Annotated in this window: 14 protein-coding genes; 4 read left to right on the top strand and 10 right to left on the bottom strand. The window is 65.5% G+C overall.

The features are described 5' to 3' along the window. The first annotated feature begins 111 nt into the window (after positions 1-111). Positions 112-1,461, top strand: a complete 1,350-nt coding sequence (locus HH302_RS03145; RefSeq protein WP_172198086.1) for a sodium-dependent transporter — start codon at positions 112-114, stop codon at positions 1,459-1,461. A 33-nt stretch (positions 1,462-1,494) separates the two neighbouring features. On the opposite strand, the gene HH302_RS03150 is transcribed toward HH302_RS03145, so the two are convergent. Both HH302_RS03150 and HH302_RS03155 read right to left on the bottom strand, forming a co-directional pair. Then, complete coding sequence (locus HH302_RS03150; protein WP_172198090.1) at positions 1,495-2,367, bottom strand: HDOD domain-containing protein; 873 nt, start codon at positions 2,365-2,367, stop codon at positions 1,495-1,497. After that, positions 2,364-3,665, bottom strand: a complete 1,302-nt coding sequence (locus tag HH302_RS03155; protein WP_172198093.1) for a bifunctional diguanylate cyclase/phosphodiesterase — start codon at positions 3,663-3,665, stop codon at positions 2,364-2,366. The genes HH302_RS03150 and HH302_RS03155 overlap by 4 nt, the downstream gene beginning before the upstream one ends. Positions 3,666-3,998: 333 nt before the next feature. Here HH302_RS03155 and HH302_RS03160 point away from each other — a divergent pair, with 333 nt between their 5' ends. Then, positions 3,999-6,389: a penicillin acylase family protein gene (locus tag HH302_RS03160; RefSeq protein WP_172198096.1), complete on the top strand. Its 2,391-nt coding sequence runs from the start codon at positions 3,999-4,001 to the stop codon at positions 6,387-6,389. 194 nt (positions 6,390-6,583) lie between these two features. Next, positions 6,584-8,524 (top strand): methyl-accepting chemotaxis protein, encoded by a 1,941-nt coding sequence (locus HH302_RS03165; RefSeq protein WP_172198099.1) that lies wholly within the window; start codon positions 6,584-6,586, stop codon positions 8,522-8,524. Positions 8,525-8,539: 15 nt separating this feature from the next. Here HH302_RS03165 and HH302_RS03170 read toward each other — a convergent pair whose 3' ends face one another. The 7 genes from HH302_RS03170 to HH302_RS03200 form a co-directional block, all read right to left on the bottom strand. After that, complete coding sequence (locus HH302_RS03170; protein WP_172198101.1) at positions 8,540-9,661, bottom strand: GNAT family N-acetyltransferase; 1,122 nt, start codon at positions 9,659-9,661, stop codon at positions 8,540-8,542. A 72-nt stretch (positions 9,662-9,733) separates the two neighbouring features. After that, positions 9,734-10,129 (bottom strand): D-ribose pyranase, encoded by a 396-nt coding sequence (gene rbsD / locus HH302_RS03175; protein WP_172198103.1) that lies wholly within the window; start codon positions 10,127-10,129, stop codon positions 9,734-9,736. After that, positions 10,126-11,073, bottom strand: a complete 948-nt coding sequence (gene rbsK, locus HH302_RS03180; RefSeq protein WP_172198105.1) for a ribokinase — start codon at positions 11,071-11,073, stop codon at positions 10,126-10,128. Before rbsK ends, rbsD begins: the two co-directional genes overlap by 4 nt. A 10-nt stretch (positions 11,074-11,083) precedes the next feature. Further along, positions 11,084-12,094: a LacI family DNA-binding transcriptional regulator gene (locus tag HH302_RS03185; protein WP_172198107.1), complete on the bottom strand. Its 1,011-nt coding sequence runs from the start codon at positions 12,092-12,094 to the stop codon at positions 11,084-11,086. Between the two features lie 18 nt (positions 12,095-12,112). Then, positions 12,113-13,087, bottom strand: a complete 975-nt coding sequence (locus tag HH302_RS03190; protein WP_172198109.1) for an ABC transporter permease — start codon at positions 13,085-13,087, stop codon at positions 12,113-12,115. Positions 13,088-13,103: 16 nt separating this feature from the next. Then, on the bottom strand, positions 13,104-14,663 hold the full coding sequence (locus tag HH302_RS03195; protein ID WP_172198111.1) for a sugar ABC transporter ATP-binding protein: 1,560 nt from the start codon (positions 14,661-14,663) through the stop codon (positions 13,104-13,106). A 48-nt stretch (positions 14,664-14,711) separates the two neighbouring features. Beyond that, the gene (locus tag HH302_RS03200) at positions 14,712-15,659 is read right to left on the bottom strand and encodes a sugar ABC transporter substrate-binding protein (protein WP_172198113.1); all 948 of its coding nucleotides are present in this window, start codon (positions 15,657-15,659) and stop codon (positions 14,712-14,714) included. Between the two features lie 230 nt (positions 15,660-15,889). On the opposite strand from HH302_RS03200, the gene HH302_RS03205 reads away from it, so the two are divergent. Then, complete coding sequence (locus HH302_RS03205) at positions 15,890-16,426, top strand: DUF2062 domain-containing protein (protein ID WP_172198115.1); 537 nt, start codon at positions 15,890-15,892, stop codon at positions 16,424-16,426. Here HH302_RS03205 and HH302_RS03210 read toward each other — a convergent pair whose 3' ends face one another. After that, entirely contained in the window at positions 16,427-16,912 is a 486-nt protein-coding gene (locus HH302_RS03210) for an Lrp/AsnC family transcriptional regulator (protein ID WP_172198117.1), read from the bottom strand. Between the last annotated feature and the right edge of the window lie 5 nt (positions 16,913-16,917).

The raw sequence follows: 16,917 nt of genomic DNA on the forward strand, positions 1-16,917 counted from the left end.
GGCTGCGTGGCCCGCCGCCGCCGGATCCGCGCTGGATCAATCCGCCACCGGGCGTGCGGTGTTAGCCTGACTCGCTCTGCATTGCTACCGCCTTCCGGCGTTCAGCCTGACATGTCCTCTTCCCGTGACGGTTTCAGTTCCACCTTCGGCGTACTCGCCGCAACCCTTGGCTCGGCCGTCGGCCTCGGCAATATCTGGAAGTTCCCGTACCTGACCGGTGCCAACGGCGGCGCGGGTTTCCTGCTGGTCTACCTGCTCGCGACGCTGCTTGTCGGCTTGCCGGTGATGATTGCGGAGATTTCGATCGGCCGCGCAGCGCGCGGCGACGCGGTGAGCGCGTTTCAGCGTTTGCGGCCGACCCAGCACTGGGGCCTGATCGGTGTGCTCGGCGTGATCGCGGCGCTGTTGATCATGGCCTTCTATAGCGAAGTGGCCGGTTGGGTCTTCGCCTACGTGGCAAAGGCTGCAGCGGGCGGCTTGTTGAGCACCGATCCGGCCACATTGTCGGCTGCCTTCGGCGGGCTCGTCAGTGACCCGGCGAGCGCCTTGCTGTGGCAGTGGGCGGTGCTGGTACTGGTCGGCGTGATCATTTCGCTCGGGGTATCACGTGGCATCGAGGCGGTGACGAAGCGGCTGATGCCGATCCTGTTCCTGCTGCTGGTGGTGATCGGCATTCGCGGGCTGATGCTGCCCGGCGCGAGCGAAGGGCTCGCGTTCCTATTCAAACCCGATTTCTCGAAGATCACGCCGGCAGTGGTGCTGGTGGCCGTGGGCCTCGCGTTCTTCAAGCTTTCGGTCGGCATGGGCACGATGGTTACGTATGGCAGCTACTTCCGCGCCGAGCAGAATGTGCCGCTTACCGCAGCCCGCGTGATGCTGGCCGACCTGACGGTATCGATGCTGGCCGGCATCGCGATCTTCCCGGCGGTATTCGCATTCGGTTTCAAGCCCGAGGCAGGGCCATCGCTGGTGTTCATTACAATCCCGGCGGTATTCGCAAGCATGCCGGGTGGCGCCTTCTTCATGCTTGCCTTCTTCGTGCTGACCGCGTTCGCTGCGCTTGGCGCGATGCTGTCACTGGTCGAGGTGCCGGTTGCGGTGCTGGCCGAGCGGTTCCGGCTGCGCCGCTGGCAAGCCACGCTGATCAGCATCGGCGCGATCGGTGCGCTCGGCTCGCTCGCCGCGCTGTCGGGCAGCCTGACGGCCGATTGGAAGCTGTTCGGTTTGAATGCCTTCGATCTGTTCGACTATGTGTCGTCGAACATCCTGCTGCCGCTTGGCGGCATTCTGATCGCGCTGTTTGTCGGTACGTCCTGGGGCCGCGCGGAATGGCTGGCCGAATTGAGCAACCGTGGCGTGCTGGCGAACGGCGGTGTCGCGCGCGGGCTGTTCGTGCTGGTGCGTTTCGTATCGCCGCTGCTGATCGTACTGGTGATGCTGAAGGGGCTTGGCGTGTTCTGACCGAGCCGGGTAACGCGGGCGCGGCCGGCTTTTTCAGGCGTCCGCGTGCGCCAGCACCTCGCGCGTGCCGCTGGTCAGTGTGGCGAGGCCGTCCGGCGAAACATCCAGCAGCCGCAGGCAGGCGTCGCCGAGCTTGTCCCACTCGCGTGTGGCGCTGAGGCCGGTTGCGGTCTGGAACAGGAACTCCGCCAGTTGCACCATTGCAATCAAACGCTGTGCCGAGGCGGGCAGGCCGCCCTGATGGGCGGTCAGCGCGAAGGCATCGTGGTGATGCCGGATCGCGAGGCAGGTTTCTTCCGGCATCCACCAGCTTTGCGCAAGCAGGCAGCCGACCATCGCGTGGTTGGTCGGGTGGCGGGTGTCCTCGACGTCGGTGAAGCGTTGATCTGATGTTTCGTTGGCGATCTTCAGCGTTACACCGTAGTCGCTGAATTTGCGCATCAACACCGGGATGCCGCAGTCGCGGAACAGGCCGAAGGTGTAGGCCTCTTCGGCGCGGATGCCGTTGCGTGGGCCGAGTTCCTGCGCAAGCCAGCCGGATACCATGGCGATGCGTGCCGACGCGTCCCAGAAGCGTTCCAGCGCGGGCACCGATACGAAGACCTTGCGCAGTATCAGGCCCGCCACGGCGCGGCTCGATACATCGAGGCCCAGCATCATCAGCGCCTGCGACACGGTGCGGGCACGGAACCGGAAACCGAAGTAGGGCGAGTTGGCCGTCTTCATCAACCCCGCTGCGAGGCTGACGTCGCTCGAGATCAGGCTCGCGAGGCGATGGAAGTCTGGCGTCTCCTTCAACATCTCGGCGCCGATGCTGTCGAGGATCATCGGGCGCGGCGGGATGCCGATGTCGCGAATTGCGTCGCCGAGTACGCCATCGATGGCTGCGGTCTGGTCCGGGGTCATTCCGCTGTCCTTTGTTGCAGCCAGGCGATGAGCGCCTCGCCGTCCATGGGCCGCGCATGCAGGAAGCCCTGGATCGCATCGACCCCGACATCCACCAACGCCGCCCGTTGCTCTTCCGTTTCCACGCCTTCGGCCACCACCGTCATGCCCAGTTCGCGCGCCATATTGGTGATTGCCCGCACGATCGCAAGCGCCCGCAGGTCGTGGGGCAGCACCTTGATGAAGGCGCGGTCGATCTTGAGCTTGCTGGCCGGAATGTCCTTGAGATTGGCCAGGCACGAGTAGCCGGTGCCGAAATCGTCGATCGCCAGCGAGATGCCGGCCATCTTTGCCGCCATCAGGTTGCTCTGCACGACGTCCGAGACGTCCATGAACAGCGACTCGGTCAGCTCCAGCTCAATCAGCTCCGGCGGTGCGTCGCTGCAAAGCAGCGCGGCGTGGAGTGCCTGCGAGAACTTCGGCGCGGTGAGCTGAGCACGGGATACGTTGATCGCGACCTTGGTGCTCAGCCCGAGTGCGGCAAGGCGGTGCGCGTACATCGCGCCGTGCAGCATGCTCCATTCGCCCAGCCGGACGACCAGTCCGGTTTTCTCTGCCACCGGGATGAAACGCACCGGAGACACCGATTCGCCTTCGGCGGTGCAGCGCATCAGCGCTTCAACCGCGTGGATCGAACCGTCGAGCGCGATGATCGGCTGGTAGTGCAACGCCAGGCCGCCGCTTTCCAGCGCCATGTGCAGCTTGTTTTCGACGGCCAGTTCTTCGCGTGCGAGCAGCACGCCGAGCCGCCCAGCGACCCGCTCGTCGCCAGAAACGACGGTACGGTCGCCACCGAGGCGCTTGGCTTCCACCATCGCGCGGTCGGCACGCTCAAGCACGCTGACCGCGTCTTCGCCGCTTTCGAGTACCGCGATGCCGATGCTGCCGGTGGGGTAGAGGCGGATGTTGCCGACTTCCAGCGGCGTCTTCACGCAGCTCAACAGATCCGCGGCGATGCGTTGCGCCGCAGCGGCGTCGGTGCTTCGCGCGAGGAAGACAAATTCGTCCCCGCCCATGCGACAGGGTTCCGCTCGCCCGGCCAGGCGCTCGGCAAGCCGCCCGGCCATGCGTGCCAGCACCGCGTCGCCGCCGAGGTGGCCGAATGATTCATTGACCAGCTTGAAGCGATCCAGATCGAGCCAGATCACCGCCAGTGCGTTGGCCGAGCTCGGCTGGCTATCGACGATCGCCGTCACCGTGGCGATGCAACCCGCGCGGTCGAGAAAGCCGGTCAGCACATCGATGTGTTCCGGAGGCATGCGTCTGCGCGCTCTGTGGCCGTGATCGCCGATACGCGATCCTGAGAATATTTTCGGCCCTGGTGGGCCGGACTTGAGGGCGGGATCTGTCCGCGCAATCTACGCTGAGTCTGAGCGAGGGACCCATGCCGTATGTGGCGGATCGCGCTGCGCAACTCCGTGGAAATGGGCGGATATCCCATTTGACGGGCCGCAGCATAACACCGCGCAGGCAGGTGTCGATGAACGCGCGGCAGGCCACTTGAGTGATCGCGGAAAGACAATCATGCGAAGTATGCGAAATGCATAATCGGTCGGCCGGCGCCGGGTCGGGCACACACAGGAGGACACTCAATGCAAAGCAGGATGGCATGGCTGCGCGGTGGAGTCGTGCAGAAGCTGTTGTTTGCCGGCGGTGCCATCGCCGCGCTCGCAGCATGTGGCTCGAAGGATTCGGCCCCAGTTACGATGGAGCCGGCGCCGACCTATGCGGCCGAGATCCGCTACACCGCTTACGGCGTGCCACACGTCCGGGCCGCGGACTTCAAGGGTGCCGGCTACGGCTATGGTTTCGCCTTTGCAACCGACCATGTATGCCTGTTCGCGCAGGAGCTGGTCACGCTTCATGGCGAGCGGGCGCGCTACTTTGGTGAGCGCGATGCCAGTGGCAAGGCGATCACCTACCTCGGGCAATTGGGCGGGCTGGTCAGCAACCTGGAGTCGGACTTCTTCTACAAGTCCTACATGACGCCGGACATTGCGTCGCGGTTGAAGGCGGCCAGCAGCGCGGATGTGCGCGACCTGGTGGCAGGCTTCGTCGCAGGCTACAACCGATATCTGCGCGATACCGGCCCCGACGCGTTGCCGCCTGAGTGCCGCAACGCGGCCTGGGTGCAGCCGATCACAGAGTCGGACGCTTACTTGCGCATCCATCAGATTGCGCTGACCGGCAGCTCACTGGCGTTCATCAGCCAGATTGCCGGCGCGCAGCCACCGGCCTCGCCCCATGTGGCGCTGGCGCGCGCCACGACCACTCCGCAGCAGTCTGAAATGCTCGAAGCGCTGCGTGTATTCCAGGATGGCGGCATCGGGTCCAACGGCTACGGTTTGGGGCGCGAGGTCACCGCGTCGGGCCGTGGCATGGTGTTGGGCAACCCGCACTTTCCTTGGTGGGGTGTGCTGCGTCTGCACCAGTTGCACCTGACCGTGCCCGGGCAGTACGACGTGTACGGTGCAACCTTGCTCGGCGCGCCGCTGCCCCTGATCGGGTTCAACAAGGATGTGGCCTGGACGCACACCTTCTCGACCGATCAGCGCTTCACGCTGTTCCGGCTCAAGCTGGATCCCGCGGACCCGAAACGCTACATGGTCGGCGAAGAATCGCGACCGATGACGGCCACGCCGTTGCAGGTGCAGGCGCTGCAGCCCGACGGCACGATCCAGACCCGCGAACGCACCCTGTACTCGACCGAATATGGGCCGCTCACGGCGGACAGCGTGTTTGCCTGGACGGCCTCAACTGCGTATGCGCTGAAGGACGCAAACCGGACGAACGATCACCTGCTCGATCAGGTGCTGCGCAACGGAAAGGCGACCAGCGCGGCATCGTTGCGTGAGGCGCTGGCGTTCTACAGCGAGATGCCCTGGGTCAACACCATCGCGGCCGACAGGGACGGCAATGCGCTGTACGCCAACTATTCGGTGGCGGCCAACGTGACCGATACGCAGCTCGCCAGTTGCGTATCGGCCGGGTTGCCGCAAGCGGTGTTGGCGCAGCAAGGGGTGGTCGTGCTGAATGGCCAGGACCCCGCCTGCAACTGGAACGGTCATCTGCCGAGCGCCCAGCGCCCCTATGTGTTGCGCACCGATTACGCGATGAACGCCAACGATAGCCATTGGTGGCCGAACCAGAATGTGCGCCTGTCAGGCTTTCCGAAGATCATCGCAACCGGGCCCGCCGCCGAGGGCGTAGAGCAAGGGGAACGCACGCGCGCCGGAATCGCGCAGATCGTCGATCGCGTTTCGGGTGTTGATGGCCTGCCGGGCACGTTGTTCACGCTGGCTTCGCTGCAGGAGGTGTACAAGGCCGGGCGCTTCTACAAACCCGAACGTTGGCTGGGTGAGTTCGTGACCGCTTGCCTCGCCAGCGCGCGCAGCGATCTTGCGGCGGCCTGCACCGTGCTGCGCGACTGGAACCGCAAGGAACAGCTCGACGCCAAGGGCGCGCTGTTGTTCCGAGAGTTCTATGCGCGCATGGGCGAAATGAAGGATGCGTCGCTGTGGCGCGTGCCCTACGACCCGGCCGACCCGCTGAACACGCCGAGCGGATTCAACACCGCGAGCACCACGGCCTACGACAAGCTTGCCGACACCGTGGCCTACTTCGGCACACTCGGCTTTGCCCTCGACGAAACGCCGGGTGCGCGTCAGATCGTCACGCGCAATGGCAAGCCGCTGGTCATTCCCGGTGGGCGCTACACCTTCAACAACTGGCGCGGCCAACCCGCCGGCGGCAAGTACGGCGACCCGGCCTACGGCAACAGCTACATGCAGTTCGTGACCTTCGACGACAATGGCCCGGTGGCCGAGGGCATGCTGACCTATTCGCAATCCACCCATGCGTCGTCCGATCACTATGCGGATCTGACCGAGCTTTACGCGCAGCGCTTGTGGGCCAAGCTGCCCTACACCGAAGCGCAGATCAGCGCCGACCCGTCCTTGCGCACTGTCAGGATTTCCGAATAGCGGCGTGCCGACGTTGAATCACTCCCCCCGCGGCACGGCACCCGCGGGGGCCCTGGCCTTGATGCCGGCGCGGATGGCCAGCCCGCCTCCCTCATGACAGACGCACGGTAAAGTTCGCCGCGAAATCGCCGATAGACCTCGGGCTGGGTTCATCTTTGCCTTTGCCAGACATGATCCATTCACCGGGGGGCGTAATGAAGAACTGGTCTGTGCGACAGAAGATCCTCGTCAGTGTCGTGCTGACGCTGCTCGTTTCAATGCTGATCACGAGCCTGCTTTCGGCCCGTCTCTTCAAGGCGGCACTGACAGAACGCCTGGAAGAATATGAGCTTGTGCGAACGGTCGAGGCGATCCGCAACGATCTTGATCGCTCGGTTTCGGTACCGCTCGAGCAGACCCGCGTGCTCGCGGCAAACACCTTCATGCTTGACTGGATGGCCGCAGGCGAGCCAGCCGAAGGCGTCGCCGCCTGGCAGCGTTTTGCTGCCAAGGTGAAGGATGCGACCGGCGCGGTCACGGTGTCCTGGGTGTCGGAAGCAACGCGCAACTACTATGACTCCGCCAAGGGCCTCTCACGCCAGATCGACCCCGACGGTGCCGACAGCTGGTTCAAGGCCTTCATGTCCAGCGGCAAGGCGGCCGAATTCAACCTGGGCGTGGAAGCGAGCAGCCCCAACGTTTTGATGTTCACCAACGTGCTGGCCGCCGATAGCGCGGGCCATCGCGCCAGCGTGAGCCTTGGTCTGGACGTAACCGCGATGGCTGATCGGGTGCGCAAGCTTGCCGTCGGCAAGAGCGGCCAGGTGTTTGTGGTCGACGCGCATGGCCAGATCCAGATCCACCGCAATCCCGAACTCGTGAAGGTCAATGACAAGGTCAAGCTGAACAGCTTGCCCGGGCTTGCGACCGACGCCGAAAAGCTGCTCGTGAAGAACAACTTCAATCTCGTCCATGTCAGCGGCCCGAACGGACCCTCGATCATGGTGTCGAGCTACCTCCCGATCGCCGACTGGTTCGTGGTCGTCGAAATTCCGGAGGCCGAAATCTACGCGCCGATCAATCGTGGCCTGACGCTGCTTGCGATTGCCGACGTCGTTGTGCTGGCCCTCGCGTTGATGCTTGTGCTCTGGATCGCCAATTCGCTGACCCGCCCGCTGGCGCGCCTGCGTGACGCGATGCGGGGTCTGGCCTCGGGCAGCGGCGATCTCACGCAACGGCTGCATGTCGATAGTGGCGACGAGATCGGCGCCATCGCGGGCAGCTTCAACCTCTTCATGGAACAGCTCCGCAGCATGTTCCAGCGTGTGCGTGAGCAGACGGATCTGCTCGGCGCCAGTGTCGAGCAACTTGGCGCAATGACGCAGCAGCTGTCCTCCGGATCACGCCACTCCGCCGACCTGACGACGCAGACGGCGGCAACCATCGAGGAGATCACCGTCAGCATCGCGCACACCGCGAGCCACGCGCAGGACGTCGCCCACTCGGCCGAACAGGCGGGGCAGATGTCGAGCACCAACGCAGCGGCGGTCAGCTCGGTGGCCAGTGAAATCGACACGATCTCGAAGTCCATGGATGTGCTGAGCGAGGCGATGAAGGATCTCGAAGCGCGTTCGGCGCAGATCGGATCGGTCGCCAACGTGATCAAGGAAATCGCCGATCAGACCAACCTGCTGGCCCTCAACGCAGCGATCGAGGCCGCGCGTGCCGGCGAGCAAGGGCGCGGCTTCGCAGTCGTCGCTGACGAAGTTCGCAAGCTCGCCGAGCGAACCGGAAAGGCCACGGTCGAGATCGACCAGATGGTCGGTGGCATGCGGACGAATGCGGCGAACGCCATGCTGCGCGTGGGCGAAACCCACGCCGCGGTGCAGACCGGTGTCGGCCAAGTCGCCACCGTGCTGGCGCAAATCGATTCGATTCGCGAGGCCATGAAGGGCGTCGTTGACTCGATTGCCGAGATCCGCGACGCCACGACCGAGCAATCGCGCGCGACCGAGGCGATGGCGCAGACCGCCGAGCGCATGTCGGCCACCGCATTGGAGGGCGATGCCGAGATCCAGCGGACGTCGGCCGTCATCACCCAGCTCGAGGTCATGGCCGGCGAGCTGAGGCAGATCGTCGGCAACTTCCGCGTTTAGCGATTGCGTCGGTCGTCAGTCGCGAAACGGTCGGTGCTCGGCCAGCTCATCGACATACTGCGAGATGCCCTCGCGCTCGCGCGCGAGGTATCGGCCGACCGCGGCGTCCAGCCGCGGATCGGCCAGCCAGTGCACTGACGTGGTCTGCACCGGGTCCATGCCGCGGGCAAGCTTGTGCTCACCTTGCGCGCCGCCCTCGAAGCGTTTGAGCCCGCGGGCGATGGCGTATTCGATGCCCTGGTGGTAGCAGGCTTCGAAGTGCAGGCAGGGTATGTATTCGAGCGCGCCCCAATAGCGGCCGTAGAGCGCTTCGTCGTCGCGCAGCATGAGGCTGGCGGCGATCGGGTTGCCGGCCCGCTCGGCGATCACCAGCACGCAGGCTTCCGGCAGGCGTGCGCCGAGTTGCTGGAAGAAGTCGAGCGTGAGGTAGGGCGTCGATCGGTGCAGCGCGTAGGTGGTTTCGTAGCAGCGCACGAAGAAGGCCCAGTCGGCCTCGCCGATGTCGTGCCCTTCAAGCCAGCGCAGGCTGACACCGGCATCGCTGACCTTGCGCCGCTCCTGCCGGATCTTCTTGCGCTTGTCGTGTGACATGCGGGCGAGGAAATCGTCAAAGTTCCGCTCGCCCGCGCTGTGCCAGTGGAACTGCACCGCATAGCGGCGGTGCATGCCGAGCGCGTCACCGGCGGCGACGGTGGCCTCGTCGGCGAACAGCACATGCAGGGAGCTGAGCCCGGCGTCGCGGCATGCGTCGATCGCCGCCGCGAGCAGCGTTGCCCGGTGCGCATTGTCGCGCGCGAGGATGCGCAGGCCAGGTACCGGCGAGAACGGAATCGCGCCGAGCGCCTTCGGGTAGTAGCGGATGCCGGCGCGCTCCGAGGCTTCGGCCCAGGCCCAGTCGAACACGAATTCGCCGTAGGAGTGCGTCTTCACATACAGCGGCATCGCGGCGAGCAGCACGCCCGCGTCGTCGCGCAGTGCGGCGTGCATCGGCTGCCAACCGGTGCCCTCGCCAACGCAGCCGGTGGCCTCGAATGCATCGAGAAAGGCGTGGCGCAGGAAGGGCTGCGAGCCGGCGAGTGCGTCCCACTCGGTGGCAGGCAGATCAGCGATGCGGCGATGCAGGAGCAGGCGCGTCAAGGGTCGGGTCCGCGGTGATGCTGGAAGGCTGCATCATCGCCGATCCGGCCGGCCCTCAACAGCGGTGGTGTGTCAGAACACCACGCCTGCGCGCAGGATCACATTGGCGTAGGGCGAGAACTCGCCGGTCCGGACGATTGCGCGGGCGCGTGCGCTGAGCGCCTTGAAGTCTTCATGCGACATGCGCGCCACCGGTGTGCTGCCAAGCAACTGCAACGTTGCCGCATTGACGGCGGGGTTGCGCGCGACGATCTCGTCGGCCAGCACGGCCGATTCGACCTGCATTTCGCTCAGCACGGCCTTGAGCACGTCGATGAAAGGCGGCAGGTTCGCGCTCACCGCCAGGTCGATGCGGCGCGGGCCGTCGGGAATCGGCAGTCCGGCGTCGCCAATCACCAGCATGTCGCCGTGGCCAAGTCGTGCAATCACTTCCGACAATTCGGCGTGCAGCAGCGTGGTGCGTTTCATGAGCGGGCCCTTTCAGTCGGTGTCAGTTCGGATCGCCACGGGATCGAGGGCTGCGCGCCGATTCGCGTGACGCAGATGGCACTCGCGGCCTGGCCGAGCGCCGTGGCGTCGTCGAGGCTCATGCCTTCGGTGAGGCCGACAGCGAGGCCGCCGACGAAGGTGTCGCCGGCTGCGGTGGTGTCGACCGCTTTGACCTTCTGAGCCGGCAGGTGCCGCACGCCTTGCGCATCGCAGATCAGAACGCCTTGCGCGCCGAGCGTGATGAGCACCGTGCCAACGCCGCGTGCGCGCAGCACCGCGGCCGCTTCGGCGGCGCTGGCGGTGTCCTTCACGTCGACGCCGCTGAGCAGAGTGGCTTCACTTTCGTTGGGCACGAGCAGGTCGACCATGGGCCACAGCGTGTCGGGCAAGGTGGCGGCGGGGGCGGGGTTCAGCAGCACGGGCACGCCGGCCGCGTGGGCGTGCTTGATTGCGGCAAGCACCGCGGGTAGCGGCACTTCGAGTTGTACGACCAGCATCGCCGCCTGTTCGATCTGCGCAGCCACGCTGTCGATGTCCCCTGCCGTGACCTGGCCATTGGCGCCGGCCGAAATCAGGATACGGTTCTGGCCGATGTCTTCGACCAGGATCATTGCTACGCCGCTGGTCACGCCGCCCGTCACGGTGACCTGGCTGACATGTACGCCATCACGGGCGAGCCCGCTCTTCAGAACCTGGCCGAAGTTGTCGTCGCCGATTCGCCCCACCATCGCGACATGCCCGCCCAAACGCGCGCAGGCCAGCGCCTGGTTGGCGCCCTTGCCGCCCGGCAGCGTCGCGAAGTCGTGGCCAAACAGGGTTTCGCCACCCTGCGGCACGCGCGGGGTGCGCATCACCAGATCCATGTTGAGGCTGCCGATGACGAGAATCGGGCGGTTCGGGCTGTGCTGCGGATAGCTGGGCATGGCTTGGCTTTCAGGTACTGGGCCGATATCGCGTGGTGCTCTTGCGCACGCGCAACTCCGGCTGAAGGATCAGGCGCCGCGGTGCGCCGGTCTCGCCCGCGATGCGTTCGAGCAGCAGCTTCGCCGTACCGGTGCCGATGGCTTGCTTGGGCTGCGCGACGGTGGTCAGCGGCGGGAAGGTGTAAGCGGCGAGTTCGATGTCGTCAAAGCCGACGACCGAGATGTCTTCCGGGACACGCAGGCCGGCTTCGTGGATTGCACACAGCGCGCCGATGGCCATCACGTCATTGCACACGAACACCGCGCTTGGCCGGGTCTTGCGTGCGATCAGGCCTTGCATCGCAAGATAGCCGCTGCGACTGGTGAAGTCGCCGCGCACCAGGTCGCCCTCGCGGCGTGCGACACCGGCTGCAGCGAGGGCGCGCTTCCAGCCGGCGCGCCGTTGCGAGCTGGGCGTGAGGCCGGCGGGGCCGCTGATGCAGACGACCTGCGGGTGACCGAGTTCGAGCAGGTGGCGGGTGGCGATCTCTCCGCCGGCGGTGTGGTCGACTTCGACCAGATCGCAGTCCAGCCCCGGCACTTCGCGGTCCACGAGCACAACCGGCAGGGCCAGCGCCTGCAATTGTGCAGCGAGGCTGGGCGCGACACCGGAGGAAACCAGCACGAGGCCGTCGATGCGCTTTTCAGCCAGCACCCGCACGTAGCTCGCCTGCTTCTCGGGCTGGTCGTCGGAGTTACACAGGATCAGGTTGTAGCCGGCCTGGAAGCAGCAGTCTTCGACGCCACGGATGATCTCGGCGAAGTAGGGGTTCGAGTTGTTGGGGATCAGCATGCCGAGCGTGCGGGTGGCGTTGTGCTTGAGGCTGCGTGCCACGGCGCTGGGCACGTAGGCCAGCTCGCGCACCGCCGCTTCGACGCGCTCGCGCGCATCCTCGCTGACGAAGCGTGTGGCGTTGAGCACGTGCGATACCGTGGTGACCGACACACCGGCACGCTGCGCGACATCCTTGATCGTTGCCATTCCCCTAGACCCTGTTTGTCAGGCGCTGCGGCGGTTGCGTCGTTCGCGCACCATGTCGAGCACCACGGCCGCGATGATGACGCAGCCGGTGATGATCCGCTTTGTGGGCTCGCTGGCGCCGACCTGTGCGAGGCCGGCTTCGAGCACCGAGATGATCAGCACGCCGAAGAAGGTGGCGATGACCGAACCGCGCCCGCCCATCAGGCTGGTGCCGCCGATCACGACCGAGGCGATCACCACCAGCTCGGCGCCGATGCCGGCGTTGGGGTCGGCGGCTTCAAGGCGCGAGGCCTGGAACATGCCGGCCAGGCCGGCGAGCGTGCCGACAATCGCGAACACCGCGATCTTCACCGGGCGGGGATCCACCCCTGCAAGGCGCATCGCTTCTTCGTTGGTGCCGATACCGATCATGTAGCGGCCAAACACCGTGCGGGTGAGCACGATCTGCGCGGCGATCACGATCAGCACCGCAATGATGAAGGCCGGCGACACGCCACCGAACAGCGGTGCGCTGAGCCAGTCGATCGCGCTACCGATGTACTGCGTGCGCGAATTCGTCGCGATGTAGGCCGAGCCGCGCGCCACTTCCAGCATGCCGAGCGTGACGATGAAGGAAGGTAGGCGCCAGCCGACCGAGATGAGGCCGTTGGCCATGCCGGCGACCAGCCCCGTAAACATGGCGACCAGCACCGCCGGGAACAGGCCCCAGTGCCATTGCAGCATCACCAGGCCGGCGGTGGCGCTGGCGAGCGCCATCACCGAGCCGACCGACAGGTCGATGCCGGCGATGATCAACACGAAAGTCATGCCGACAGCGGTGACGGCAATCGCAGGGATGTCGTTGGCGATCGTGATGAAGGTGCTGACCGAGAAGAAGTACTCGGATAGCGAGCCAAACAGCGCGACCATCAGCACCAGTGCGACGACCAGGCCGAGGTAGTTGCCGAGGCTGCCGCGCAGCGACAGGGCGGGCGTGGATGCAGGGTTGGACATGGTTTTCTCAGGCATCTCAGTAGACATGTTCGGCGGCCGTAGGGGTTTCGGTCGTTGCGCTGGCATGGCCGGCGCTGTAACCGCTGAAGGCGGCTTCGAGCAGTGCGTGCTGCGACCACTCGCCGCGTTCGAATACGCGCACGAGGCGGCCGGCACTCATCACGGCGATGCGGTCGCACACCGACATCAGTTCGCGCAGATCGCTCGACACCATCACCAGCGCCTTGCCAGCGGCGGCGAGCCGATCCATCTGCGCGTAGATGTCGGCGCGTGCGCCGATGTCGACGCCGCGCGTCGGTTCGTCGAGCAGCAGCACGTCGCTGTCGCGATGCAGCCAGCGCGCAAACACCACTTTCTGCTGATTGCCGCCGGAGAGTTCACCGACGGCTTGTTCAATCGAATTGCAGCGCACGCCCAGGGTTTCGCGAAGTTGCTCGACGGTGCTGCGTTCGCGGGCGCGGTCGAGCCAGCCGCGATGCGCAACATCTGCGATGCGCGCGAGCGTGGCGTTCACGCGGATCGGCAGTGGCAGCATCAGGCCCTGTGCCTTGCGGTCTTCGGTGACGAGGCCGATGCCGTGGCGCACCGCTTCCATGGGCGATCGCACCGGGCGCGGTTTTGCTTCGCCGTTGAGGCGGATCTCGCCTGCGTCGGCGCGGTCTGCGCCATAGATCAGGCGCAGTAGTTCGGTACGCCCGGCGCCGACCAGGCCGGCGATGCCGAGCACTTCGCCGTGAGCGACGTCGAAGCTCACATCCTTGACGAACTTGCCGCGCGAGAGGCCGCGCACTTCGAGCGCAATGCTGCCGGCAGGGCGGCGCGCGCGATCAAGTTCTTCACGCACATCGCGGCCGACCATGCGGCGCACGATGTCGTCCTGCGTCATGCCGGCCATCGGCTGGGTGTCGATATGCTTGCCGTCGCGCAGCACCATCACGCGGTCTGCGATCTGCTGTACTTCGTCGAGCCGGTGCGAGATGTAGATGATGCCGACGCCGCGCGCCTTGAGCAGTGCGATCTGGCGAAAGAGATGTTCGATCTCGCGGCTGGTGAGCGTTGCGGTGGGTTCGTCGAGTATCAGGATGCGGCAATCGCCGACGAGGCTGCGGGCGATCTCCACCATCTGCTGATGGCCGACCCCCAGTTCGCCAACCGGCGTGCGCGGGTCGATCTCGGACAGCCCGATCGCCGCCATCTGTGCGGCGGCCTGCTGGTTGAGCGCATCGCGGCGGATGAAACCGGCACGGCGCGGCAGATGGTCGAGCAGTAGGTTCTCGGCAACCGTGAGCGTGGGCACCAGCCCGAGTTCTTGCAGCACCATGCGTACGCCCTGGCTTTCGGCGTCGCGTCGCGATTGCGGGCGGTAGGCCTGGCCCGCGAGTTCCAGCTGCCCTTCGCTGGGCGGAATCAGGCCGGCAATGATCTTGCTGAGCGTGCTCTTGCCGGCGCCGTTCTCGCCGGTCAGCGCCAGCACTTCGCCGGCATGGAGGGTGAAGCTCACATCGCTGAGCACCGGCGTTGCGTAACGCTTGCCGAGTCCGGTGCCGTGCAACAGGGGTGGGGTAGGGGGCATCATCGTGCGTCCTGCATGCGGCGCGCACGAGGCGCGCCGCATGGCCTGGATTTACTTGGTGATCAGCTTGACCGGCGTTTGCACGGTGCCGGGCAGATCCTTCTGCGGCGTCTTGGCGGCAATCGCCTTGAGCGCGGTTTCGATGCCGAATACCGCTTGCTGCGCGGCGAACTGGTCGGCAGTGGCGAGCACGCGGCCGTCGGCCAGCATCGGCTTGATCGCGGAGATATTGTCGTAACCGACCACCTTCACCTTGCCGGCTTTGCCCGCGGTTTTCACGGCCGCCACGGCGCCGAGCGCCATGTTGTCGTTGCCGCAGAGCAGGGCGGTCAGATCCGGGTGTTCACGCAGCATCGCGCTGGCGACCATGTTGCCCTTGTCCATTTCCCACTGGCCCGACTGCACGCCGACCACGTTGGCGCCAACGGCCTTCATTGCGTCCTGGAAGCCGGCGGTGCGCTGCTGCGCGTTGGTGGTGGTGGATACGCCCTCGAGGATGCCGACCTTGTCGCCGGCCTTCAGCTGCTTGGCGAGGTAATCACCGACCAGCTTGGCGCCAGCGCGGTTATCGGGGCCGACGAACGGTACGACGATGCCTTTTTCCTTCAGCGCCGCGTCGTCGAGCTTGTTGTCGATATTCACGACGATGATGCCCTTGTCGATCGCTTCCTTGACCACTGGCACCAGCGCCTTCGAGTCAGCCGGGGCGAGCACCAGCGCATCGACCTTCTCGACCATCATCTGCTGGATGATCTTGATCTGAGCCGCGGTGTCGGTCTCGTCCTTGATGCCGTTGGCGATCAGCGTGTATTGCGCGGCGTGCTGTTTCTGGTGCGCCTTGGCGCCGTCCTGCATGGTCTGGAAGAACTCGTTGGCGAGCGACTTCATGACCAGCGCGACTTTCGGCTTGGCATCCGCGGCGCTCGCACTGCCGAACGGCAGCGCAACGGCGACGGCGATCAGGGCGAGCGACTTCAGGGTGCTGCGACGTGTGTTCATCTGGGTCTCCTTCGGTGTTTTGCCTGTGCGGATGCGAGCTGCCGCCGCCAGCGCAGATGTAATAGCAAACGTTTGCGCAAACGTTTGCGTGAAGTGTAGTGAATCCGTTCCGTGAGGCAAGGACTTTCGATGCTGCAGTGCGGAAGCGGCTTTGTTGCGCGGCTTGTCGTTCGGGAACTTGTCGCCCCGCGCAGGGATCAGAAGAACACGCTGATTGCCCTGGACATACCGTGCCCGCCTGGTTTCGCCTCTCGCCGCTGCGCGTTTTGCGCTCCCGACTTTTGCGCCCCTTCGCGAACCGCTTGCTGGATCGAAGGCTGTGGCGCCCGGCGCCGCACACCGTCGGCCTGGGCGTGGCGATAGGGTTGTTCTTCGGAATTCTGTCGCCGGTGGCGCAGATTTTCTTTGCGGCGCTCGCCGCTGCGTTGCTGCGGGCCAACCTGATGGCTGCTGCGGTGGCGACCCTGGTGACGAATCCGCTTACGGCGCCGCCGATCTATCTCGCGGCCTATCGCCTGGGGGCTGAGGTCTTGCCCTGGCTGGTGCCCTCGTTCGACGCGGCACTGCTGCCGCGGCTCGAGGCGTTCAGCTTCGATGCCTTGCAGACGATGTGGCAGGGGATGTCGCTGGGGTGGGCCGGCTTGTCGTTTGTCACCGGCTTGGCGCTGATCGCTTGCGGCTCCGCCGCGATCGGCTACCTGGCGGGCTGGGGCGTGATGCGGGGCATTGCGCCCCGCCGTGCGGCGATGCCAGGCGAGGTGGCCTGATCAAACGATCAGTTCTTCGACCGGCAGTACGGTGGTGCGCTTGACCTCTTCGAGCGCGAAGCTGGACTTGACGTCCAGCACGCCGGGATGGCGCAGCAGCTTGTCCATCACGAAGCGCGAGAAGTGCTGCAGGTCGGTGACGAGCACGCGCAGCAGGTAGTCCATTTCGCCGGTCATCGCGTAGCACTCGGTCACTTCGGGCCAGCTCTGCACCGCAGCCTTGAAGCTGTCGGTGCCTTCGCCAGCACGTTTGTCGAGCGATACGTTAACGAAGGCGAGCAGCGTCAAACCCAGCTTGGTGGGGTTGAGGATCGCGGTGTAGTGATCGATCACCCCGTCTTCCTCCAGGCGCTGCAGGCGGCGCAGGCAGGGCGAGGGCGAGAGCGCAACGTTCTTCGCGAGTTCAACGTTGGGGATGCGACCGTTCTGCTGCAGAACTTCGAGGATCCGGCGGTCGGTGCGATCGAGTTTGACGGCGTCTGTCATGTTGT

Origin of the sequence: Niveibacterium sp. COAC-50 (assembly GCF_013184235.1) — a bacterium.
GTDB lineage: Bacteria > Pseudomonadota > Gammaproteobacteria > Burkholderiales > Rhodocyclaceae > Niveibacterium > Niveibacterium microcysteis.